The organism is Deltaproteobacteria bacterium, assembly GCA_016709225.1.
Classification (GTDB): Bacteria; Myxococcota_A; Polyangia; order Nannocystales; family Nannocystaceae; genus Xiheibacterium; species Xiheibacterium phototrophicum.
This window is the reverse complement of sequence record JADJEE010000012.1, coordinates 2,290,583-2,311,666: the sequence shown is the minus strand read 5'-3', so window position 1 is coordinate 2,311,666 and position 21,084 is coordinate 2,290,583. Positions and strand designations below refer to the sequence as shown.

Genomic DNA, 21,084 nt, shown 5'->3' with positions numbered 1-21,084 from the left:
GCGCGGGAGGCTAGCACGTGCACGTGCGCGGGCGCGGGCACGTGCGCGGACGCGTGCCCGGCTGGCCGCGTCTTCGCGTAGCATGCTATGCGCGTGGGCGGCACGGACGGCGAGGGCGGGGACGCGCGTGATGACGTGCGATCCGATCCGCGAAGTCTCGAGGAGACGCACGCCAGCGACGAGCACGCGACCGCGCGCGGCGAGCGTGGGCCTGCCGCGTCGGGTGAGCTGCACGGCCAGCTCGGTCGCTACGTCGTGCACGGCACGCTCGGTGTCGGCGCGATGGGCGTGGTGTACTCGGCGTTCGACCCCGAGCTCGACCGCGCCGTCGCGCTCAAGCTGTTGCATGCGCGCGGGGGTGCGGGAGCGGCCGGCGGCCGCCGACTGCTGCGCGAGGCCCAGGCCATGGCGCGGCTCACCTCGCCCAACGTCGTGACGGTGCACGACGTCGGCACCATCGGTGGCCGCGTCTTCGTGGCGATGGAACAGATCGACGGCGGCACGCTGACGCAGTGGCAGCGCGCGCCGGAGCGCACGTGGTCGGAGATCGTCGCGATGTACCTCGACGCCGGGCGCGGTCTGGTCGCAGCCCACGACGCCGGCATCGTGCACGGCGACTTCAAGCCCGACAACGTGCTCATCGGGCGCGATGGACGGGCGCGGGTCGGTGACTTCGGGCTCGCCCGCGTGCTCGATCGCTCGTCGGGAATGGAGCCGACCGACGAGGTCCCGCCCACCGACGCCGGTGCTCGAGGCAGCGGCGAGACCAGCGTGCATGATGGACGCGCGGGCACGCCGGCCTACATGGCGCCGGAGCAACATCTCGGTGGAGAGCCGGGCCCGGCCGCCGACCAGTTTGCGTTCTGCGTCGCGCTCTACGAGGCGCTCTATGGCGTGCGTCCGTTCCGCGCGGCCTCGCTGACGGCCCTGGTCATCGCGGTGTGCGAGCGCGAGCCCGAGCCCCCGCCGGCCGATGGTCGCGTGCCGCGGTGGGTGTGGCCGCTGCTGCGTCGGGGGCTCGCCAAGCGCGTCGACGAGCGTCACCCGTCGCTGTCGGCGCTGCTCGACCGCCTCTCGCGCGATCCGAGAGCACGGCGGCGTCGCTTCGCGATCGCGGCCGTCGCCCTCGGTGCGACCGGCGGCGCGGCGTGGTTCACCGCGCGCGCGACCGCATCGCCAACACCGTGCAGGGGCGCCGCAGCGGCATTCGCCCCCAGCTGGAACGACGCCACGCGCGACGCGTTGCGTCACGCGTTCGAGGGTGTCGACGCGCCGTATGCCGCGGACGCCCTGCGCCACACGACTTCGCTGCTCGAAGGCTACGCCGGTGCGTGGGTCGAGGCGCACGGCCAGGCGTGCCGCGCCACGTCGATCGATGGCGTGCAGTCCGAGCAGGTGCTCGACGAGCGCATGCAGTGCCTCGCGCGCGCGCAGCAGTCGTTCGACGCCCTGGTCGCGCGCATGGCCGCGGCGGACGTCATCACCGTGCGCGAGTCGGTGACGGCGGTCGGACGATTGCCTGCGCTCGACGCCTGCAGCGAGACCGCCACCCTCGGCCAGCGCACGCCGCTGCCCACCGAGCCCGAGCGACGCCAGGCGATCGAGTCGCTGCAGGCCCAGCTCGCGCAGGTCCACGCCGCCGACATCTCGGGTCACCCCCGCGACGCCGCCGAGCAGCTCGCGACGATGCTCCCGCAGGCGCGCACGCTCGGCTATCCGCCGCTGCTGGCCGAGACGCTGCACATCCACGGTCAGCTCGCGACCAAGGATGGTGGCGACGACGGCGAGGCCGCGCTCGAGGAGGCGCTGTGGACGGCGCTGCGCGGGGGTGACGATCGGCTGGCGGCGACCATCGCGATCGATCTGCTGCGACAGGTCGGCTACGTCGATGCGCGGGTTCCCGAGGGTGAGCGGTGGTTCGCGCTGGCGTCGGCGTTGCTCGATCGCCACGGCGCCGCGCCGGCGCTCACCGTGAAGCTGTTCGTCGCGCATGGCGCGATGCGTCTGGAGCAGCGCGACTTCGACGGCGCGGCGTCGTCGTTCGAGCGCGCCCGCGAGGCCGCCGCGCAGCTGCAGCCCGATGATCGCGAGCGGGCGTTGGTGACGACCGCGCTCGCCAACCTCACGTTCCTGCGCGACGATGTCGACGCTGCGATGCCGCTCTACGAAGAGGCCGCCGCCAGCTTCGAGCGACTGTACGGGCCGCACCATCCGACGGTCGGCGATCTACAGTCCAACATCGGCAACGTGTGGTGGGCCCGCGACGAGCCCGCGACCGCGCGGCTGTGGTACGAGCGCGCCATGGCCAACCTCGAGGCGGCCTACGGCCCCGATCATCCCGAGGTCGCCAGCGTGCTGGCCCACATCGCGCTGACCCACGCGCAGGAGGGCCACCCCGAGCTCGCGCGGCCGCAGCTCGAGCGCGCGGTCGCGATCTTCGAGCGCCACTTCGGGCCCGAGCACCCCGAGCTCATCATGCCGCTGCACGACCTCGGCCTGGCGCTGACAGAGCTGCACGAGCCCGTGGCGGCCGAGCGTGCGCTCCGGCGTGCGATCGCGGTGCAGGAGCGCGCCTACGGACTCGAGTATCCCGAGCTGGTCGGTACGCTGGTGGCGCTGTCCGACGTGCTCGTGCTCGCGTCGCAGCAGGACGAGCGTCGGCGCCTGCTCGTGCGCGCGCGGGCGATCGCTGCCGCCGCGCCCGAGCCGGACCCGGCCCGTCTCGAGCGCCTCGATCGGCGGATCGCCGAGCTGCCCGCGCCGTGAGCCGCGCGCGAGCCGGCGGCGCCACGACCCCGCCACATCGTCGTCGTCACCACAGCTTGCGATCGCCCAGCTGCTCTGGTTCGACGCTGCCGGTCTCGGCCCGGAGCTTCGCGATGCCATCCTCGCCGATCGTGACGGCGATCTTGCTGGTCTTGTGGATGGGCAGCCCCGGCGTCTGAATGTCCTTCGCGAGGTCGCCATCCTCGGCGAGGCCCATGCGGTCGCGCTCGTACTCGTACGAGGTCACGATCTGGAGCGGACAGCGCGGCAGTGACCTGCCGACCCCGCGGTCGCACACGATCAGCCTGTCGGTGGTCTCCGATTCCGCTTCATCGACGCCCATGTCGCTGTCGGAGCGCGTCTTGTGGCTGGTGAACTCGACGACGGCGTGGGTGCCAATCGTGCGCTCTTTGGCAGCCGCGAGCTCCCACTCCTCGTAGATCCCGAAGGCGCCGGGGTTGTAGACGTAGTCGAGCTGCGCGACCACGGCCCATCCCTCTGGCCCGCGCGCAATCAACACCACGTTCTCTTCACCGATGGGCGAGGTCGCGAACCTCGCGAACGAGAAGCCGTCGACGCCGGTGGCCGTGAGCTCGCACGCCGCGGGCTGGTTCTCGGGTGCGAAGGTGTCCGCTGGCAGCGTCGCTCGCAGACACTCGCAGACCTTCGTCGCGTCGCTGGGCTTGGTGCACGGCAGCGGCTCGGCGATCGCGGGCACGCGGGTGGCGAGGTCGGCGAGTCGCTTGCGCACGACCTCGTTCGGGCGCGCCGCGATCGACTGCTCGTACGCGGACTTCGCCGCGGCCAGCTCGCCGAGTGCCTCCTCGGCACGGCCGAGGTTGTAGAGCGACGCGCCTTTGATCTTCGGGTTGCTGGCGGCGAGCACCGCCGCCTTCGCCGAGGAGCGCGCCTTGGCGTGGTCACCCGAGGAGAACGCCGCCCACGACAGCTCACCCAGCGCACGATCGTCGCCGGGAATCACCGCGAGCGCAGCTTCGAGCTCGACGATCGCCTTGGCCCAATCCTGCGCCTTCGCGAGCTTGCGGCCCTGCTCGAGGTGTTGGTGGTACTCGGCGCGCGCCTCCCTCGTGAGCGGCGTGGGTGCGGCCTTGGGCTTGGTGTTCGCGGCGGTCTCGTCTTGCTTCGCGTCCGTCGGCGCGTCCGCAGTGGGCTCTGCCTTCGCAGCGCCCGCCCGGCTGTCGGCAGCTGGGGTCGGTGCAGCGGGCGTGGGATCGCAGCCGAGCAGGACCAAGGCGGTGACGGCGAAGCGCAGGCGCATGCCGAACTCTAACGCACGCGCATTCACACGGTGTTCCACCCCTGGCGGGGGCTGGCGGTCGCCCTGTAGCGAGGACGCACGGCGCAGCGATCGCGGCGCGGGCTCGACGGCACGTTCGTGCCGAGATCGCTCGTCCCTATGGTGCGCGCGCGAGCTGTCGGCGCGGGTCGTACGGAGCGCGGGGCCTCCGAACCTCCCGTCGATGGTGTGCGATCGATCGCGCTCCTGGCGATTGACGTTCTCGCTGGCGGGCGTGACCCATGCCCCGCCGCGTCGACCCGCGCGGTCTTCTGCCGTTGCGGTGACCTTGGAAGCGGTCTACCCTCGGGGGATGCGTACTTCAGTTCTTACTTCGGGTCGTATCCGTGGTCTGTCGCTCTTCGCTGGTGTCGGTGTCGCATTGGCGACGCAGCCGGCACTCGCCGATGTCGATCTCGCGCCGGTGGTCCAGATCGACCTCTCGGCCTTCGACGGCAGCGGCTTCGATCCCGAGCCGGCCGCGGGACAGCTCGACTCCGACGACTGGTCGGTGCGGCTCAGCGGTAGCAGCGTGCTCGACTTCGGCGGCACGGCCGGCGGCGCAGGCAGCGACTACGCGCGCGGCATCAGCACCGGCAACGTCGACGATCCCGGTGTGTGGGCCTTCGACATCGACGGCGCCGGCACGATCGCCTTCGGCATCCAGCCCACCGATCTCGCCTTCACCCCCGGCCGCGTGGTGCTGCGCCTCGTCAACAACACCGGCGCCGACATCACCGACGTGCAGGTCGAGTACACCCTGTGGGTCAACAACGACGTCGGTCGCAGCAGCACCGTGTCGCTGGAGCACTCGGCCGACAACATGGCCTACACCGCCATCGGCGAGCCCATCGTCACGCCGATGGCGGCCGACCGCGACGGCTTCGTTGGGACCGACGTGGTCGAGGTGATCACGCCCGAGACCCCGATCCCCGACGGCGGCGTCTACTACATCTCGTGGTCGGGTGACGACGCCGGAGGCGCGGGCCCGGCGCGCGACGAGCTCGGCATCGAGGGCATCACGTTCCGTCTGCTCGACGTCTGCGGCAATGGCCTGATGGACAAGGGCGAGGAGTGCGACGACGGCCTGATGAACGCCGACACCGCGGCCTGCACCAGCACGTGCACCACGGCGGTGTGTGGCGATGGCCTCGTGCAAGAGGGCGTCGAAGAGTGCGACGACATGAACACCGATCCCGGTGACGGTTGCGCGGCGGATTGCACGGTCGAGGTCGACCCCGGCACGAGCAGCGGCTCCGACGGTGGCACCACCGCGGCCGACAGCGGCAGCGCCAGCGCCAGCGCGTCGGGTGCGGACACCAGCGGTGGCGACGCCTCGGCGAGCGCGACCGCGACCGCGAGCGCGACCGCCGGAAGCGACGACTCCGGCGGTGGCAGCGACGAGGGCACCGGCGGCGAGGACGACGGCAGCGGTGGCTGCGTCTGCAACAGCTCCGGCGGTGGTAGCCCGCTGTGGGCTGCGTTCGGTGCGTTCGGCCTCGCGCTGCTGCGTCGCCGTCGTCACTGATGCGCATGCGTGCACGTCTTCGTGCACGACGGCATGGACCGCGGTCGCATCGAGCGGCCGCGGTCTTTTTCCATCGTCGTGGGTGTGGATCACGGCAGCCACAGCGCGTCGAGCTCGTCGAGCATGCGCGTGTCGCTGACGACCGTGGTGTTGCAGAGGATCGCGCTGGCGGCCCCGAGTTCGGGGTAGATGCGGATCTCGGCGCCGTAGCCCGAGCCACCGCCGGCGTGGCGCAGGTGCGCATGGCCGGCGGTGTCGCCGGTGAACCACGACAACGCGTGGCCCGACGGCGCACCCGAGGCGAGCGACTGCGGCGCGAACCATGTCGCGTACCACTCGGGTGGCAGCAGCCGGGGATCACGATCGACGATCGCGGTGAGTAGCGGCGCCCAGCCCCGTACGTTGCCCTCGAGGCCACCGTACGCGGCGCCGTCGAGGTGGAAGGGGTGGTAGCGGATCCAGCCGCCTTCGCGTGTGCGCAGCTTGGCGGGATCTCGCATGAACGCCAGCGCGAGGCCGATGCCCGAGACCACGCGCGTGTAGCCCACCGCGTGTCGCTCGACCGGCGCCCCGAAGTCGAGGAAGGCCGTGACGTCGCGCGATCGCACCACGTCGAGGATCCGCTGGCGCACGAACACGGGGTAGGGCTGGCCCGAGACGCGCTCGATCATCGCACCGAGCAGCAGGTACCCGATGTTGGAGTAGCGGGCCTTCTTGCCCGGCGGCTCGGCGCGCGGGTTCTCTTTCAGCACGCGCTCGAGGAAGGCCTGCCGGTCGAAGCCCGCGTGGTCCTCGGCGCGGTGCACCCACGCCAGCGGCAGCGGGTTCGGCAGGCCGCCCTGGTGCGACAGCAGCTGACGGGCGGTCATGCCGTTGTCGTAGGGAATCTCCGGCAACGACTCGCGCACCGGCGCGTCGAGATCGACCTTGCCGTCGGCCGCCAGCTGCAGCAGCGCGAGCGCGGTGATCGGCTTGGTGGTCGAGAAGCAGTGGAACGTCGTCGCCGGCGTGACGCGGCGTGGCGGCCGACGACTGGCGAAGCCCGCCGACGAGGTGCGTGTCTGCCCGTCGGGGGTGCGGAACCAGTACTGCACGCCTTCGTTGTGGCCGAAGCGCTTGCGCAGGTGGCCGGAGACCTTGGTCGGAACCGAGTCGTCCACGCGGATGCGGCGAGCATGCCACGAGCGCCGGCCACGGATCGGCCTCGGCGCCGCCACCCGTATTCGGGGCGCAGCATGCTGTGCCAACGACGGTACGAGCCGCGAGACCGACGCGGTCGTGGCAGAATCGCTGGCGTGGTTGCCGAGCACAGACGTCCTCGGGCAATGGCGGCGGGTGCGTTGTGGGTCGCCTCATTCGCCTGTGCCGCATCCAACTCGTCGGCGCGCCCGCCAGACGCGACGACCGCCCACGCCTCACCGGACGCGAGTCCTGTGCCCACCGTCGCCGAGACAGCCGGCACGGCATCGCGCGCGGTCGCGCCGGATCGCACGCACACCTTCGCTCGTCCCGCCGAGTGGCCACCGGCACTGCTGTTCCCGTCCATCTACGACCCCGCAGATGCGTCGGTGTCGATCGGCGAGGGCGGCGATCTGCGCCTGCGCCATCACGTCGCGGATGCGTCGTACACCGAGGTCGCGGCGACGTGGGGCGAGGTCCTCGAGACCGGTGGCTTCACGCGCGTGACCCCGTGTGTCGAAGCGCCGCGTCACACCTGCGCGTGGATCGGCCACGATCGCCGCGTCGGCGTCGACATCGGCGCGCGCGGCAACGGCGAGGTCGAGGCCACGGTGCAGTGGCTCCCGGTCGGGCACCAGCCCGTCTCGTCGCTCCCCGGACCCTGTGTGAAGCCGCCTACGCAGGCCCGTGAGATCCTGGTGACCTCGTCGGGCATCGATCAGCAAGGCGAGTTCCGCGAATCTTCGGTTCGCTGGCTGCTGTCGACGACGCCGCTCATCGACCTCGACGGCGATGGCCAGCTCGACGTGGTCGTACCGCACGCCGAGGGCGGCACTTGCCCGTGGGAGGTGCCCCACGATGCCTACGTCATGCGCGGGAGCTGCGGCCACCGCATCGGCACGTTCATCGGGTTCGTCGACGTCAGCTCCCACGTCGCCGGCTTCGATCATGGCATCCGCGAACTGCACACCGCCGCGTCGTGGGCGACGCGCGGGGGTGCGTCGATGGTGCCCGATCACCACGAACGCACCCGTCACTACGCGTTCGATGGACGAGCGATGCGGCTCGTCGACGACGCGACGAGCAGCGGGCGCTGCCATCACTGCAGCGCCTCTCACTGCACGACGCCGTAGCGCATCGACGCTGAGGCGCCAGCTTCGGCGCAACCCGCCGCTACGGTACGCAGACCGGCAGCGTCTCGATGTTCGAGACCGACACGTCGCCGCCGGGTCCGAAGTCGAAGTTGCCGATCTCTTCGACGGTGTTGCTGCCGTCGATCGCGACGCGATACATCGTCGTGTCACCGGCGACCCACACCACGCGATCGACGGGATCGTAGGCGAGGCCGGTCGGTGACCACGTGAAGGCGGTGTCGGCGACCAGCTCGAGCGTGCCGGCGACGGGGTCGAGCGCGAAGATGTCACCGCTGGGGCCGTGGGCGTAGAGCAGGCGCTGGGTGTGGCAGTCGAAGGTCATGCCACACGAGCCGGCGTCGAACGGCGTGCCGCCCAGCGTCAGCGGCACCGAGCTGAGCACCGCACCGGTGGTGGGATCGAACTCGGCGACCTCGTCGGTCGCGTTCTGCACGCCGTAGAGCAGACCGTCGACGCCGAAGCCGAGGCCGCAGAAGACGTCGATGCCGTGGGACTGCGGCAGCGCAGTCGTCGTGCCCTCGGCCTCGCTGCCGTCGCAGACCCCGAGGTACTCGACGGAGTAGAGCCGGTTCTGCGAGTCGTTGTTGAGGATGATGAGGCCGGTCTCGTCGATCGTCGCCGACACCGGATTCCACTGGAATGGCGTGTCGAGCGGGGCCACCGTCGAGAGTGCGGCGTCGAGCGTGCTCGCGGTCGCGACCACCGGCTGGAAGCCCTGGTTGACGAATGCCGTGAGCGCCATCGTCGAGGGGTTGAGCGCATCGTTGCCGTCGAAGCAGTCGGCGCCCGGCACCGCGGTGCCGCTGGGGTTCGCGTCGCCCCAGCCGTCGCCGTCGGCGTCGGTGCTGCACTGGGTCGGATCGGCCTCGGCCTCGGCCGCACCCGGGAAGGTCTCGGCGTCCTCGTCGTCGCAGTCGGTGCCCGCGTCGACGCCGGGCCCGGGGTTGTCGTCGCCCCAGTCGTCGCCGTCACCATCGTGCATGCACGCGGTCGCGTCGTCGTTGGGGGCCGCGCCGGGGAAGGTGTCCGCGTCGCCGTCGTCGCAGTCGTCGTCGTTGTCGACGGTGCCGGGCGGGGGGTCCATCGCGTTCACGCAGCCCTCGGGGTCGCCGAAGCCGTCCATGTCGGCGTCGGGGCACCACTGCGTGCCACCTTCGCTGTCACTCGCGCTGCCCGAGTCCGACGCCGAGTCGGTTGCGCTGGCCGAGTCGGTCGCGCTGGCCGATGCCGATGCGGTCGCCGAGTCGGTGTCGGTGTCGCTGGCCGAAGCGCTCATCGAGGCCGAGCCCGCGGTCAGCGTCGCGCTGGCGGAGTCGGAGTCGGAGATCGTGTTGCTGTTCGAGTCGGTCTCGCCGGTGCTGCTGCCGCTGGCGCCATCGGTCTGCTGCACCGGACACGCCGACTGTCCCAGACCATCGTCGAGGCACGGATCGGCGCAGGCACCGAGCGCCATCGCCATGGCAGCGAGTGTGGCGCGGGGCAAGAGGCGACGGTTCGGCACCACGATCGACACGGCTGCAGGCACACGAGTCCCAGGGCTAGGCATAGCGATCAGAGTACATCAGCCGATGTCGCCGAGACCAAATCCTGGCGGTCGATGGCGCGCGTCGAGCGTGCTACGGTGGATCGCGATGCGTGGACGGGCGGCGGGTTGGTTTCCGAGCATGGGCGCGCTGGTCGCCTCGTTGGTGTGCGGTGCCTGCCGCCACGACACCAGCCATGCCGACGGCGGTGGCAGTGCGGGCGACAGCAGCGGCGGCGGCAATACGGTCAGTGCGACCGCGGCCGAGGCCGACGGGACCGCGGGCGATTGCATGGCCACCTGCGACGACGGCGATCCGTGCACGATCGATCAGTGTGACGGCGATACCTGCACCCACGCACCGCTGGTCGACAACGCCTGCCGCCCCGCGATCGACGTCGAGTACCCGCCCCGCGCCGCGACCGTGACCGGCGCGGTCGGGTCGTCGAGCGTCACGGTGACCGGAAACGTCCACAGCGGCCTGGGTGACATCACCTCCCTGACGCTCGGTGGCGAGCCGGTCGAGGTCGCGCCCGATGGCAGCTTCAGCCACACCGTCGATGCGGTGGTCGGCGGCAACCTCCTGGTGTTCGAGGCCACCGATAGCGCCGGCAACGCGCGCCGTCGCGTGCAGTCGTTCCTGTGGTCGACCGGCTTCCGCGAGCCGATGACCGCGGGCGACCAACCCGTACCCGAGGGGCTCGGCTTCTGGCTCGGTCAGGAGTCGCTCGATGACGGCGACCACGCGCTGCCGCTCGACGATCTCGCGACCGCGCTCGAGCTCGCGTTGGCGTCGTTCGACACCAACCAGTTCGCCGATCCAACCACGCCGATCACCAGCAGTGCGGGCTTCGACGTCTACCTCAGCTCGCTCGATCTCGGCAGCGCCGAGGTCTCGTTGCAGGGCGCCGACGGTGGCATCCACATCGGCGCGGCGATCCAGGACATCGTCGGCGACCTCGTCTTCGACTGCACCAACTTCGGTTGCGAGCTCGCCGGTGGCGACGGCACCGGCGGCGTGAGCGTATCCGCGGTGCAGGTCGACGGCCTGCTCTCGATCGACGTCGACGCCGAGCACCACCTGGTCGCGACGCTCTCGGGTGTCGACGCGACGGTCGATCCCGACGACGTCGACATCTGGTCCAACAACGGCTGGACCAACTTCCTGCTGTCGGTGGTCGAGATCTTCATCCACGACTCGCTGGTCTCGAGCCTCGAGGGCGCACTCGAGGACCAGATCGAGTCGAACCTCGGCCCCGCGCTCGCCGGTGGCCTGTCGGACCTCTCGCTGGCGACGACCTTCGACTTTCCCAACCTCGGCAACGCGCGCAAGTCGATCCCGGTCGAGCTGGTGGCCGACTTCGCCAGCACCGACTTCCACGACGGCGTCGCGCCCCCCGAGCCCTCGCCACCGCAGGGCGGTGCGGTGGTGTTGCGTGCCGGTGGCTACCCGACGCTCGCCGTCACGCCCTACGAGAACGACGGCGTGCCCAATCGCGACGGCTGCGGGGCCGGCCCGCAGGCGCTCTCGATGCCTCGCAGCGCGCCGCTCGAGATCGTGCTCGCCGACGACACGCTCAACCAGCTGCTGTTCGCGGGCTGGCGCGGCGGCCTGCTCGAGTTCCCGCTTGGCGATGGCGCCGGCGGCGGGCTGCTGGAGGACCTGAAGGTCGACGTCAGCGGCATGCTCGCGCCGACGATCTCCGACTGTGGACCCGGCGGAAAGCTGCTGGCGACGATCGGCGACATCCGCATCGATGCCAGCTTCACCAGCAACGGCAACCCCGTCGAGTTCACCGCATTCACCACACTGGTGGTGGAGATGAGCCTGAACGCGGGTGAGACCGGCGTCTCGATCGATCTCGGCGAGGTCGAGCTGGTGCAGACCGAGCTCACCGCCGACGACGCGCACATCGGCATGGAGGAGTCGCTCACCGAGCTGCTCGAGGCGCAGCTGGTGGTGGGTCTGCTCGGTCAGCTGGGGACCGACGGCTTCGCTCAGAGCACCCTGCCGGAGATCGATCTGAGCAGCAAGCTCGGGTTGGCACCGGGGACCGCGTTGATCACGATCCACGCCGACGAGGTCGTGCGCGACGGCGGGAACTCGGTGATCTCGGCGCGCTTCTGAAGCCGACCGGCGCAGTGCCGCTACGGCTTCGTCGTCTCGCCGCGCAGCACCGCGCCGTCGACCGCGAAGCGCCGATCGGACTCATGGCTGTGCGCGCCGTCGCGTGTGATCCGGTGCTTCTCGAACGCGTACGCGGTCTCGTCGACCATGCCGGACGGCAGGCGAACCCAGCCCTCGATGACGACGCCCGCGAGCTTGTCGTCGCGCACGTGCACGGGCGTGAACGCGGGGCTGCCAGGCTGTGAGAACGCCGGCTCGCTGGCCGTGACGAAGTCGTGGCCGAAGGCGTGGTTGACCTCGTCGACCCACGCGCGGGCGATGGTGTGCTTGTCGTCGAGACTCGCCGACGCGAAGCCACGGGTCGCGAGGCCCGCGACCGAGGCCTCGTCGGTGGACCACTGCCGGTCCACCAGCGTGCCGCTGTGCTGGCAGCCGCGATCGTTGGCGAACGAGCCGATCACGACCACGCGGGGGAAGCTCGGCGGCCACGCGATGCAGTCGCTGTCGTCGAGCGTGACGCCGTGGGGCCGCAGCGCCTCCGCGACGGCGGCTCGATCATCGCGCGGCAGCGGTGCCGGCAGCTCGGGCTCGGGGCTGTCGCGATCGGTCGGCTTGGCGGGCGGCGTCGGCGCATCGCCGTCGGAGCCCGGCGTCGAGGTCTTCGCACATGCCGTGAGAGCGACGAGGGACAGCGTCAGCGTGCGGAGCATGAAGGTCGCGAGCGTAGCAGCACCCCTTGCCCGCCTCTGACTTCTTTGCGGGGTGCTGCACCTCGGTGCGTAGACCGACGCGCTGCGCACCCCAGCTGTAATCCGCGCGGGCGCCGAGTTACCGACGGCAACGCGGGTGAAGACCTGCGTGGGGGATGCGACGATGCGACGCTCAGCGTGGTTGTGGATTGGTTCATGTCTGGCGGGTTGCTACGCGGGTGCGAGCCCGATGGGCGCCGACGGCAGCAGCGGCAGCGAGGGCGATACCTTGCCCTCGGCAACGGTGGGCATGGGCAGCGACGGCAGCAGCGGCAGCGGTGGAGGCCCCGGCACCACGCAGGGCGGCGGCGACTCGAGCTCGGGCGGTGGCGGCGAGGAGAGCACCGGCGGTGGCGGCGACGACTATCCGACCGATCCCTTCGATGGTCTGCCCGACGGCGAGGACCAGCACGATGCGCTGTGTGCCCGCGGGCACGGCGACCCGATCTCGCAGGCGTTCTGCGCCACCGACGATCAGCCGACGATCGCGAGCCTCGTGGAGCTGCAGAACTTCATTGGTCTCGACATGACCGATCCGACGACCACGTCGTTCGCGCTCAGCTCGCACTCGTCGTCGCTGGTGATGCGGCTGGTCTCGCCGATCAATCCCCGCGCCATCATGTTCACCCGACCGCGCGGCGGCCAGCCGCGCCAGGGCAACCTGCTGCCCAACGATCACTACGCCGCGCTCGGCTTCACGCGCGGCGAGCAGTTCGTCGAGCTGGTCGCCAAGGACACCACCGCGAACGATCAGCTGCGCTTCTTCCTCTTCAAGTTCGAGCAGGCCTGCAACGACCAGCCCGGCGGCTGCTCACCCGGTGATCTCTTCACGCCCGCGATCGAGAGCGACTACACCAAGTACACGCTCTACGAGGACGTCGACATCGCCAACACCATCTTCGATTGCAAGCAATGCCACGAGCCCGATGGTCCCGGCACGGCATCGATCCTGCGCATGCAGGAGCTGCAGTTCCCGTGGACGCACTGGTTGTTCGACGAGCCCCAGGGCAACGTCTTCCTGTGCGCGGACTTCCGCGCTGCGCACTCCGGTGAGGACTACGCCGGCATCCCCGCGCTCAACTACGCCAGCGGCTGCCGCGCCCCGCAGGGCACCTTCGCCGGCCCACCGGCGCTCGAGAACTTCGTCGAGAACAACGGCTTCATCGCGCAGCCCAATCAGTTCATCACCGACATGATCAACAACGAGGTCACCGCCTCGAACCCGATGCAGCCGGGCGTGAACGTGCCGCCGGGCCAGAGCAACACCTGGGATGGTCTCTATGCCGCCTACCTCGGCGGCAGCGCGATCCCGCCGCCGTATCACGACTTCCGCGTGACCGATGCGCAGAAGGTCGCCGACATGACCGACGCGTACCTCGACGTGCGCAACGGCGTCACCTCGCCCGATCAGCTGCCCGACATCAGCGACGTGTTCCTCGACGCAGCGCTGCCCGACATGACGATCACGCCGCGGCCCGACGCGACCGGCGAGGAGATCCTCACGCAGATGTGCATCCAGTGCCACAACTCGCGGCTCGATCAGTCGCTCACGCGCGCGCGCTTCAACGTCGAGACCCTCGATCAGATGTCGGCGGCCGAGAAGCAGCTCGCGGCCGATCGGCTCCGGGCCCCGAAGGACTCGGCGCTGCTCATGCCGCCGGCCCGCTTCCGGCACCTCACCGACGAGCAGATCGAGCTCGCGGCCGCCGTGCTCGAGCAGTAGGACGGGGGCGAGCTCGCGCCTGGGTGGGGTCGCTCACGATGCGGGCGGCAGTGCGGCGGCGCCCTCGAGTCCGGCGAGCTCCGCCACGATCGCGTACGACGCGAGACGCTGCGCGGGATCCCAGGTCGTGGTCGTGATGATCAGCTCGTTGGCGCGGGTCTGCTCGACGAAGCGTGCGAGGCCATCGCGCACGGTGCTGGGTGAGCCGACGACGGCGTGACGCAGCATGTGCTCGGCATGCTGCTTCTCGGCCGCGGACCAGTGGCCCTCGATGTCGGCGACGGGCGGTCGGAACTTGCCGGGTTGGCCGCGCACGAGGTTGGCGAAGGCCTGCTGCACGGTCGTGAACGAGCGGCGCGCGGCCGCGTCGGTCTCGGCGGCGAGGACGTTGAGGCCGAGCATGGCGTAGGGCTGCTCGAGCTGCGCCGAGGGCACGAAGCGACGGCGGTAGATCGCGAGCGCATCCATCAAGGCGTCGGGTGCGAAGTGCGAGGCGAACGCGAACGGCAGCCCGTAGGCGGCCGCGAGCTGGGCCCCGAACAAACTCGAGCCGAGGATCCACAGCGGCACGTCGCTGCCGGCGCCCGGGGTCGCGACGATCGCTTGCGTGGGGCTCGGTCGCGCCAGTAGCTGCTGCAGCTCGCGCACGTCATCGGCGAACGCGTCGGCGCGCGCGGGGTCGCGACGCAGCGCGCGAGCGGTGCGCCCGTCGCTGCCCGGCGCACGCCCCAGGCCGAGGTCGATGCGGCCAGGGTGCAGCGCCGCGAGCGTGCCGAACTGCTCGGCGATCACCAGCGGCGCGTGATTCGGCAGCATGATGCCGCCGGCCCCGATGCGAATCGTCGACGTGCCCGCCGCGAGGTGGGCCATCACGACCGCCGTCGCCGCGCTCGCGATGCCAGGCATGCCGTGGTGCTCCGCGACCCAGTGGCGCCGGTAGCCCAGGCGCTCGGCGGCGCGGGCGAGCGCGAGGCTCTCGTGCAGCGCATCGGCGACGGTGCCGCCCTCGCGGATCGGCGCGAGATCGAGGATGGACAGCGGGATGGCGAGCGACGACATGACGGTGCAGGCGATCGGACGCCGACCGCGACGCCCAGGTTACCCGCGCGCGCAGCGGTTCCACCACACCCACGACCTGCGCGGCACCGGTTGGTGGTCGCCCGCGGGATCACGGACCGCAGCCGGCGGTGTGCTTGTAGAACACCACGTCCTGGTCGACGTCGTTGACGAGGATGAACGCGTTGACGCGGGGGACGTAGCGCCAGCGACCGTACGTGCCGCCCGATGATTGCGGTGCTGCGGGGGCGCCCTCGGCCGAGAGCTCGCTCCACGTCTTACTCGCGAGATCGAGGCGCCACGGCGCACCGCCGGCCCACGCGACCAGGGCGTCGCCCGCGGGATCGTAGTCGACGCCGGGCCCTGCGGCCTCGATCACGACGGCGCCGCCGGTCTGGATCACCTGCTCGGGGTGACCGGCGACCGCATCGGCGTTGGTGAACGCGCCGCCGCCCTGCGTGATCCAGTCGTCAGTGACGTGCTCACCGGTGGCGAGATCGTAGACCAGGTAGAGCCGCGCACCGAGGAACCACACCAGCCCGCGCGAGCTGTCGACGACGCCGCGGTAGTCACCCGAGATCGAATAGCGCGGCCAGTAGGGCGGCGTGCCGTAGTCCTCGAGCTTGGTCCATGTGTTGCTCGCGGGGTCGAAGGCGTGCAGGCCGTAGTCGTGGTGCATGATCACGCGATCGCTGGCGGCGTCGTAGGCCGTGCCGTGGGCGTAGGTGAACGGCATCGGCGGTTGCACGCCGGTGTCGTGCCAGCCCGAGGCGTGATCGAACGTCCACGTGATGTTCGTGATGCCGCCGTTCTCCCACTGCGATCCGCCCCACGCGAACAGGCGCTGCGCGCCCGTGAGGTACTGCAGCCCGTCGTAGGTGTGGCGCGACGCGGGTTGCCCATCGGGCAGGGGATCCGCGTCCTTCAGATCGACCGACGAGTGCTCGGTGAGTCGCGACCACGCGAGCGTGCCCAGGTCGAAGGCGTAGAGCGCGTTGTCCCCCGAGTCGGTGTGGCCGCCGCCGAAGATCAGCATCTGCCGATGCACGGGATCCCACGCGCCGCCGCTCCACGCCGCGATGACGGATGCACACATGTACTCGCTCAGATCGTCGGAGCACACCGCACGCATCTTCGTGTCGGGCGCAGACCACCAGGTGTCGGCGGGGAGCTCCGCGATGTCGCGCTCGAGATCGGTGAGCGGCGCGCCCTCGCCAGCGCAGCCGCCAGGGCCGACGGGTTCGCCGGTGGTGGTGGTGTCATCGCCCGCGTCGGTGGTCGAGGCGGTCACGCCCGAGCTCGCTTCGGCCGAGCTGTCGGTCGTGATGCCGGTGGCATCTGCGGTGGCGGAGACGCTCGTCGAAGCCGTCGATGCCGAGCCGGTGGAGGACTCGGTGCTCGTGTCGGCATCGTGGGCGTCGTCGCGACCGCAGGCGGCGAGGGCAAGCGCGACGGTGACGTGGTGGATCGCGGGGGAGCGGTGGCGCATCGTGTCGCAGGGGAAGTCGCGCGAGGCCGCCGAGACGGCTCACCGCGAGTCCTGGCCTGCCATGACAGCTTTCCAGTGATGCCCACGACCCCCGCTCGGTTCACGTGATCGTGTCGCCGCCGGCGCCGACCCGATCACGTGAAGCACGGCGCGCGCTCGGGCGTAGCTCTCTCGAGTCCGGCGATTCGCAGTCGCTGGGATCGGGTCCCCCTCCCCGACGACCATGAGCGACTTCACATCCATCTCCATCCACAACGGCTACGGCAATGTACACATGAACCGGTTCCGCATCTGCGTGAGGCCGCCGCGTGACCGGAGCCAAATCGCAGCCATCGGCGGTTCCCTGATGGCCAACATGCCGCGCTACATGGCGGCCAACACCGCCTCGGTGCAGTGGAGCGATCGAACCTGGAACGGCAGCGGTACGCTGCGATTCCGCGGCGTCGCGCGCATCAGGCCGTTCAACGTCTATGTGACGATCCCGGTCGCTGGCATTCCGATCCCGGTGCCAGTGCCCGAACGCGTGCGCGACTGGATGATGCCCGACCTGCACACCGACTGCGTCGGGCTCGTGACCAAGCATGGCACCGGCTTCACCGTGCAGACGCTCAAGCGCGAGTTCGAAGACGACAACGACAAGCAGATCCGCCAGGCCGCTGGTGCGCTCGCGAGCATCCTCGCGGCGCTGGTGCCCGGCGGTGGCCTGCTGGTCGCGGTCATCGCTCGCAAGCTGGCCGACATCGCGGTCTACTACAACCAGTGTCATTTCCTCGCCGGTCGTCGCGCGTTTCGCTTCGACGTGGGCAGCTCGTTCGGCTACCGCGACGATCGCTGTGTGTTCGAGACCGTCGCCATCGAGCGCTTCTCCAGCCAGGTGGTCGCCGGCTCCGAGATCGCAATGGGCAGCATCCCTGCCGTCGTGAAGCAGGTCTGGGGCGAGATGCTGACCCAGTTCGTGCGTCACCACGGGCTCACGCCGATCGTCGACGAGCCGCCCGGCAATGGGTGGAGCCGGTGGGGCAAGGCGGTGCACTGCATGCAGACCGAGGTGTTCCCCAGCGTGGCCGAGATCAGGGGCAACGTGCACTTCGGCAGCATGAGCGCCGAGCACCGCGACATCCTCGAGCCGCGCTGATCGAGGCGGTGCCGTGCACGACGAGGGACTCGGGCGTCAGCGCGCCATCGAGACGGCGACGACCAGGTCTCGTGGCGCTCGAGGCAGCGCGACGATCAGTGGTCGTCGCACCTGCCGCGCCGCGCCGGCGCCGAGGCAGCCCCAGTTCACGGCCGTAGTGCCGTCGTCGGCCTGCTCGATGGAGAATCGGCCGGTGCCGTCGGTGCCTTCGAGCATCACGCCGCGCACCAGGTAGACGCGGCCTCCCGCAGGAACGACGAGACCCTCGGTCTCGATCGCGAGACCGGGCACCTCATCGAGCGGCACCCAAGCGCGGGTCGAGAGCGAGGCCTCGGCCGCGGCCCGTCCTGCGGACGTGACGACGCGGAACTGTTCGTCGGGCACGCGGTCTCGCGGCCAGTCCCACGACGCAGGCGGTGCATACCATGCATCCGGCTGACCGCGGATCGTTCGTCCTGCGCAGCCGCAGGGCAGGCCGAGCAGAAGGCAGAGCGCGAACAGACACGACGTCGAGCGGGCGCAGAACAAGGCCGACGCAATCGTAGAACGAGACGCGCCCTCCCGCTCGCGACGAGGGCGACACCCGCCCGTAGAGCCCGTCACGCCCGCGCCACGTCCAACATCTGCGGTTCGTCTCTCTAGGGCTCGCGCGGGAACCGGTCGTGGCCCGGTGTCCCCCGACCGGTCCGGAGGCCGTCATGGACCGATTGGAACCAGCTCGAGTTGCAGCGGCCCGCTGCACTGCGGTGGCGGGAGCCGCGTGCGCACGCCGTCGCCGGGGCAGGTGGTCAGATCGCCCGACTTGGACTCGTGCTTGGTCGTGCCCACCCTGCCCGTCAGTTCGTAGGCACCGATGCGCGCGCTCCGGATGAAGTGCGTCGCCTTGGCGCAGTCTCCCGCGAGAAGCTTCGCGCTCGCGCCGGCGACATCGGCCCGTTGCTGACCGATGGCGATGGCGCGCAGCTCGAGCGTCTCGCCGGGCTCGAGGGTGAGCGGTGGCGTGGCCGCCCCCCACAGCGACGCGGCCGCATCCTCGGCCGACGACACGCGGCGTTGGATCTCGTCGCGGCGGCCCGCCACGAATCGATAGCGCCCCTCGAGACGGCACGACTCGAGGACCGTGATCGATGTGCAGTCGAACGCCACCACGGCGAGGTCTCGCGACATCGCCTGCGCGATCGACGACTGCTGGGTCGCATCGACTTGGAGCAGTAGCGGCGACGCTCGCTTGCCCGCACACGGCGATGCCGATGTCGCCTGCACGCCCGCAGCCTGCGGGGCGATGTTCGTCGCCGACGAAGACGTCGGTGGGACCGTGGGGGTCGCCGGATCGCAGGCGAGCGACAGGCTCGAAGCAACGCCCAGGACCGCACGGAGGATCGGGCCGACGGCCTGCGTCATGCGTCCAGCGTACACCGATTGTGGTCGGGCTGCGCCGACCGCCGACCCTCACAGCAACCCGAGCTCGCGGGCCCGGAGCGCAGCGCGGGTCCGATCGTTCACGTCGAGCTTGGTGAAGATGTTGGTGAGGTGGTTCTTCACGGTGCCCTCGGCGATGTGCAGCGTGCTCGCGATCTCCTTGTTGGTCGCGCCGCGGGCGAGCAGCTTCAGTACCTCGATCTCGCGGCGCGACAACCCGGCGGTGTCGGTCGGCGTGTCCCCGAGCCGCCGCGCCATGCGGGCGAACTCGGTGACGACCTTGTGCGTCACCGCGGATGCCAGACGCCCGCGACCCTCGGCGGCCTCACGGATCGCATCGGCGATCTCCTCGGCATCCGCGTCCTTGAGCAGGAACGCGAGCGCACCCTCGCGCAGCGCTTCGAACACCAGCTGGTCGTCGTCGAAGGTGGTGAGCACGACGATGCGCACATCGCTGCCCGCCTCGCGGAGCCGCCGGATCGTCTGCACGCCGTCGAGCTCGGGCATGCGCAGATCGAGCAGGACCACGTCGGGCTGCAGCAGCGCGACCTGTCGCAGGCACTCGAGGCCGTTGCCAGCCTGGCCGACGATCTGAAGCGTGCCGTCGCCCGCCAGCAAGCTGCACAGCCCCTGGCGGAAGAGCGCCTGATCGTCGACCACGAGCACGCGCGGGATCATGCCGCGTCGACCTCGACCCGCAGACGCAACCCCTTGCCCGCCGCCGACGACACGTCGAGACGACCCCCGACCGACTTCAGGCGCTCGGCGATGCCGCGCAGGCCGAAGCCGGGGCGCAGCTCGTCGGTGCCGGCACCGTCGTCGACGACCTCGAGTCGCACCCACGACGCCGTGTACTCGAGCCGCACCGACACCGCGCGGGCGCGCGCGTGCTTGACGACGTTGGTCATCGCCTCCTGCAGCGCGCGATAGATCGCGAACTCGGTCGCCGGGGCCAGCGCTCGCTCGTCGCCCACGATGGCGACCTCGTGGGCGAGCACGGCCTCCGGCAGGCGGGCCAGCAGCGCCCGGATCCGCGTGCCCAGCGTCGCGACGTCCGAGCGATGGCGTAGCAGTGAGACCGCATCGCGCAGCTCGTGCATCGCCCGCCGGGTCGACTCGCCGACCTGATCGATCGCCTGCAGCAGGGCCGGGTGAGCGGGGTCGGCGGGCTCGCACGACTGCTGCGCGAGCCGACGCGCGAGCTGGGTGTGCACGTGCGCCGTGGCCAGCGAGTGCCCGAGGCTGTCGTGGAGCTCGTGGGCGATCCGCGTGCGCTCCTGCGCGGCGGCGAGCGCCTCGGTGGTCGCGAGGTCGCGGCGCAGCATGTCGTGCGCGGCGTGGAGCTGCGACGCCAGCGACTCCGCACGGAACCGCGACAGCAGCGAGCTGCGCATCAAGGCACCGAGCACGAACATGTTGCAGGCCGCGAACATGAGCTCCCGCGGCTGCATGACGTACTCCGGTGGATGGCCGTCGCCCAGCCACAGGATCCCGAGCGCCGCGGCGCCCCACATGCCCAACGTCGACGCCCCCGCGCGGGCGGCCGGCAGTCGCATCGCGAGCGCGGCGACCAGCACGATGAACGCTCCGGCCGCGGCCCAGCCATAGAACGACAGCTCGATCACCGCGGCGATGACCGACACCGCCAACCAGCGGGGCCGCGATGCGCCGAGCACGAGCGCGATGGCCCAGACGCAATCGAGGCCCACGATCGTCCAGCGAAAGGGCTCGCCGGGCCACAGCGCGAGCGTCACGTTCGACGCCAGCACGACCGTGCTCGCGACCTTCGCCCAGAAGCGGATCTGCACCCGCAACTTGGCCTCGACGTCGCCGTCCTCGATCGCGCTCGTCGCCACGTCGGCGACGAGTCTAGCGGCCTCCCGCAGCGCCGCCACACCGGCCAAAGGTCATGCTCGCTGCGGTCGCGCGGGCCACAATC

Annotated in this window: 17 protein-coding genes; 7 read left to right on the top strand and 10 right to left on the bottom strand. The window is 70.8% G+C overall.

The annotated features are described in order from the left end of the window. Window positions 1–93 precede the first annotated feature (93 nt). Complete coding sequence (locus tag IPH07_34570) at window positions 94–2,766, top strand: serine/threonine protein kinase (GenBank protein ID MBK6922566.1); 2,673 nt, start codon at window positions 94–96, stop codon at window positions 2,764–2,766. Window positions 2,767–2,812: 46 nt separating this feature from the next. Here IPH07_34570 and IPH07_34565 read toward each other — a convergent pair whose 3' ends face one another. Beyond that, on the bottom strand, window positions 2,813–4,084 hold the full coding sequence (locus IPH07_34565; GenBank protein MBK6922565.1) for a hypothetical protein: 1,272 nt from the start codon (window positions 4,082–4,084) through the stop codon (window positions 2,813–2,815). A 361-nt stretch (window positions 4,085–4,445) separates the two neighbouring features. Between IPH07_34565 and IPH07_34560 the strand changes: the two genes are divergently transcribed. After that, window positions 4,446–5,591, top strand: a complete 1,146-nt coding sequence (locus tag IPH07_34560; protein MBK6922564.1) for a DUF4215 domain-containing protein — start codon at window positions 4,446–4,448, stop codon at window positions 5,589–5,591. Between the two features lie 89 nt (window positions 5,592–5,680). Here IPH07_34560 and IPH07_34555 read toward each other — a convergent pair whose 3' ends face one another. Continuing rightward, window positions 5,681–6,751: a beta-lactamase family protein gene (locus IPH07_34555; GenBank protein MBK6922563.1), complete on the bottom strand. Its 1,071-nt coding sequence runs from the start codon at window positions 6,749–6,751 to the stop codon at window positions 5,681–5,683. 273 nt (window positions 6,752–7,024) lie between these two features. Here IPH07_34555 and IPH07_34550 point away from each other — a divergent pair, with 273 nt between their 5' ends. Next, window positions 7,025–7,903, top strand: a complete 879-nt coding sequence (locus IPH07_34550) for a hypothetical protein (protein MBK6922562.1) — start codon at window positions 7,025–7,027, stop codon at window positions 7,901–7,903. A 40-nt stretch (window positions 7,904–7,943) separates the two neighbouring features. On the opposite strand, the gene IPH07_34545 is transcribed toward IPH07_34550, so the two are convergent. Continuing rightward, window positions 7,944–9,383 (bottom strand): hypothetical protein, encoded by a 1,440-nt coding sequence (locus IPH07_34545; protein ID MBK6922561.1) that lies wholly within the window; start codon window positions 9,381–9,383, stop codon window positions 7,944–7,946. A gap of 172 nt (window positions 9,384–9,555) precedes the next feature. Here IPH07_34545 and IPH07_34540 point away from each other — a divergent pair, with 172 nt between their 5' ends. Continuing rightward, the gene (locus IPH07_34540; GenBank protein ID MBK6922560.1) at window positions 9,556–11,574 is read left to right on the top strand and encodes a hypothetical protein; all 2,019 of its coding nucleotides are present in this window, start codon (window positions 9,556–9,558) and stop codon (window positions 11,572–11,574) included. 20 nt (window positions 11,575–11,594) lie between these two features. Here IPH07_34540 and IPH07_34535 read toward each other — a convergent pair whose 3' ends face one another. Then, window positions 11,595–12,284 (bottom strand): hypothetical protein, encoded by a 690-nt coding sequence (locus tag IPH07_34535; GenBank protein ID MBK6922559.1) that lies wholly within the window; start codon window positions 12,282–12,284, stop codon window positions 11,595–11,597. Between the two features lie 163 nt (window positions 12,285–12,447). Between IPH07_34535 and IPH07_34530 the strand changes: the two genes are divergently transcribed. Continuing rightward, window positions 12,448–14,046: a hypothetical protein gene (locus tag IPH07_34530; GenBank protein ID MBK6922558.1), complete on the top strand. Its 1,599-nt coding sequence runs from the start codon at window positions 12,448–12,450 to the stop codon at window positions 14,044–14,046. Window positions 14,047–14,079: 33 nt separating this feature from the next. Here IPH07_34530 and IPH07_34525 read toward each other — a convergent pair whose 3' ends face one another. Both IPH07_34525 and IPH07_34520 read right to left on the bottom strand, forming a co-directional pair. Then, window positions 14,080–15,105, bottom strand: a complete 1,026-nt coding sequence (locus IPH07_34525) for an LLM class flavin-dependent oxidoreductase (protein MBK6922557.1) — start codon at window positions 15,103–15,105, stop codon at window positions 14,080–14,082. A gap of 109 nt (window positions 15,106–15,214) precedes the next feature. Continuing rightward, entirely contained in the window at window positions 15,215–16,393 is a 1,179-nt protein-coding gene (locus IPH07_34520) for a hypothetical protein (GenBank protein ID MBK6922556.1), read from the bottom strand. On the opposite strand from IPH07_34520, the gene IPH07_34515 reads away from it, so the two are divergent. Both IPH07_34515 and IPH07_34510 read left to right on the top strand, forming a co-directional pair. Then, window positions 16,377–16,670 carry a hypothetical protein gene (locus tag IPH07_34515; GenBank protein MBK6922555.1) on the top strand — a complete coding sequence of 98 codons (294 nt, stop codon included), beginning with the start codon at window positions 16,377–16,379 and terminating at the stop codon, window positions 16,668–16,670. The two genes, IPH07_34520 and IPH07_34515, sit on opposite strands and share 17 nt — an antisense overlap. Window positions 16,671–16,937: 267 nt before the next feature. Then, window positions 16,938–17,726 carry a hypothetical protein gene (locus tag IPH07_34510; GenBank protein MBK6922554.1) on the top strand — a complete coding sequence of 263 codons (789 nt, stop codon included), beginning with the start codon at window positions 16,938–16,940 and terminating at the stop codon, window positions 17,724–17,726. 36 nt (window positions 17,727–17,762) lie between these two features. Here the strand turns inward: IPH07_34510 and IPH07_34505 are convergent, their stop codons facing one another. The 4 genes from IPH07_34505 to IPH07_34490 all read right to left on the bottom strand — a co-directional run bounded on the left by IPH07_34505 (window position 17,763) and on the right by IPH07_34490 (window position 21,001). Continuing rightward, window positions 17,763–18,110 (bottom strand): hypothetical protein, encoded by a 348-nt coding sequence (locus IPH07_34505; protein ID MBK6922553.1) that lies wholly within the window; start codon window positions 18,108–18,110, stop codon window positions 17,763–17,765. Between the two features lie 312 nt (window positions 18,111–18,422). Further along, window positions 18,423–19,127, bottom strand: a complete 705-nt coding sequence (locus tag IPH07_34500) for a hypothetical protein (protein ID MBK6922552.1) — start codon at window positions 19,125–19,127, stop codon at window positions 18,423–18,425. Window positions 19,128–19,175: 48 nt separating this feature from the next. Continuing rightward, window positions 19,176–19,823, bottom strand: coding sequence for a response regulator transcription factor (locus tag IPH07_34495; protein ID MBK6922551.1), 648 nt, complete (start codon window positions 19,821–19,823; stop codon window positions 19,176–19,178). Continuing rightward, window positions 19,820–21,001 carry a sensor histidine kinase gene (locus IPH07_34490; protein ID MBK6922550.1) on the bottom strand — a complete coding sequence of 394 codons (1,182 nt, stop codon included), beginning with the start codon at window positions 20,999–21,001 and terminating at the stop codon, window positions 19,820–19,822. The genes IPH07_34495 and IPH07_34490 overlap by 4 nt, the downstream gene beginning before the upstream one ends. Window positions 21,002–21,084 lie beyond the last annotated feature (83 nt).

Bases quoted from the DNA above. Each gene is read 5' to 3' on its own strand.
- IPH07_34545 (MBK6922561.1), bottom strand. From the start codon at position 9,383: ATGGCGATGGCGCTCGGTGCCTGCGCCGATCCGTGCCTCGACGATGGT.
- IPH07_34540 (MBK6922560.1), top strand. From the start codon at position 9,556: ATGCGTGGACGGGCGGCGGGTTGGTTTCCGAGCATGGGCGCGCTGGTC.
- IPH07_34535 (MBK6922559.1), bottom strand. From the start codon at position 12,284: ATGCTCCGCACGCTGACGCTGTCCCTCGTCGCTCTCACGGCATGTGCG.
- IPH07_34530 (MBK6922558.1), top strand. From the start codon at position 12,448: ATGCGACGCTCAGCGTGGTTGTGGATTGGTTCATGTCTGGCGGGTTGC.
- IPH07_34525 (MBK6922557.1), bottom strand. From the start codon at position 15,105: ATGTCGTCGCTCGCCATCCCGCTGTCCATCCTCGATCTCGCGCCGATC.
- IPH07_34510 (MBK6922554.1), top strand. From the start codon at position 16,938: ATGGCCAACATGCCGCGCTACATGGCGGCCAACACCGCCTCGGTGCAG.
- IPH07_34500 (MBK6922552.1), bottom strand. From the start codon at position 19,127: ATGACGCAGGCCGTCGGCCCGATCCTCCGTGCGGTCCTGGGCGTTGCT.
- IPH07_34495 (MBK6922551.1), bottom strand. From the start codon at position 19,823: ATGATCCCGCGCGTGCTCGTGGTCGACGATCAGGCGCTCTTCCGCCAG.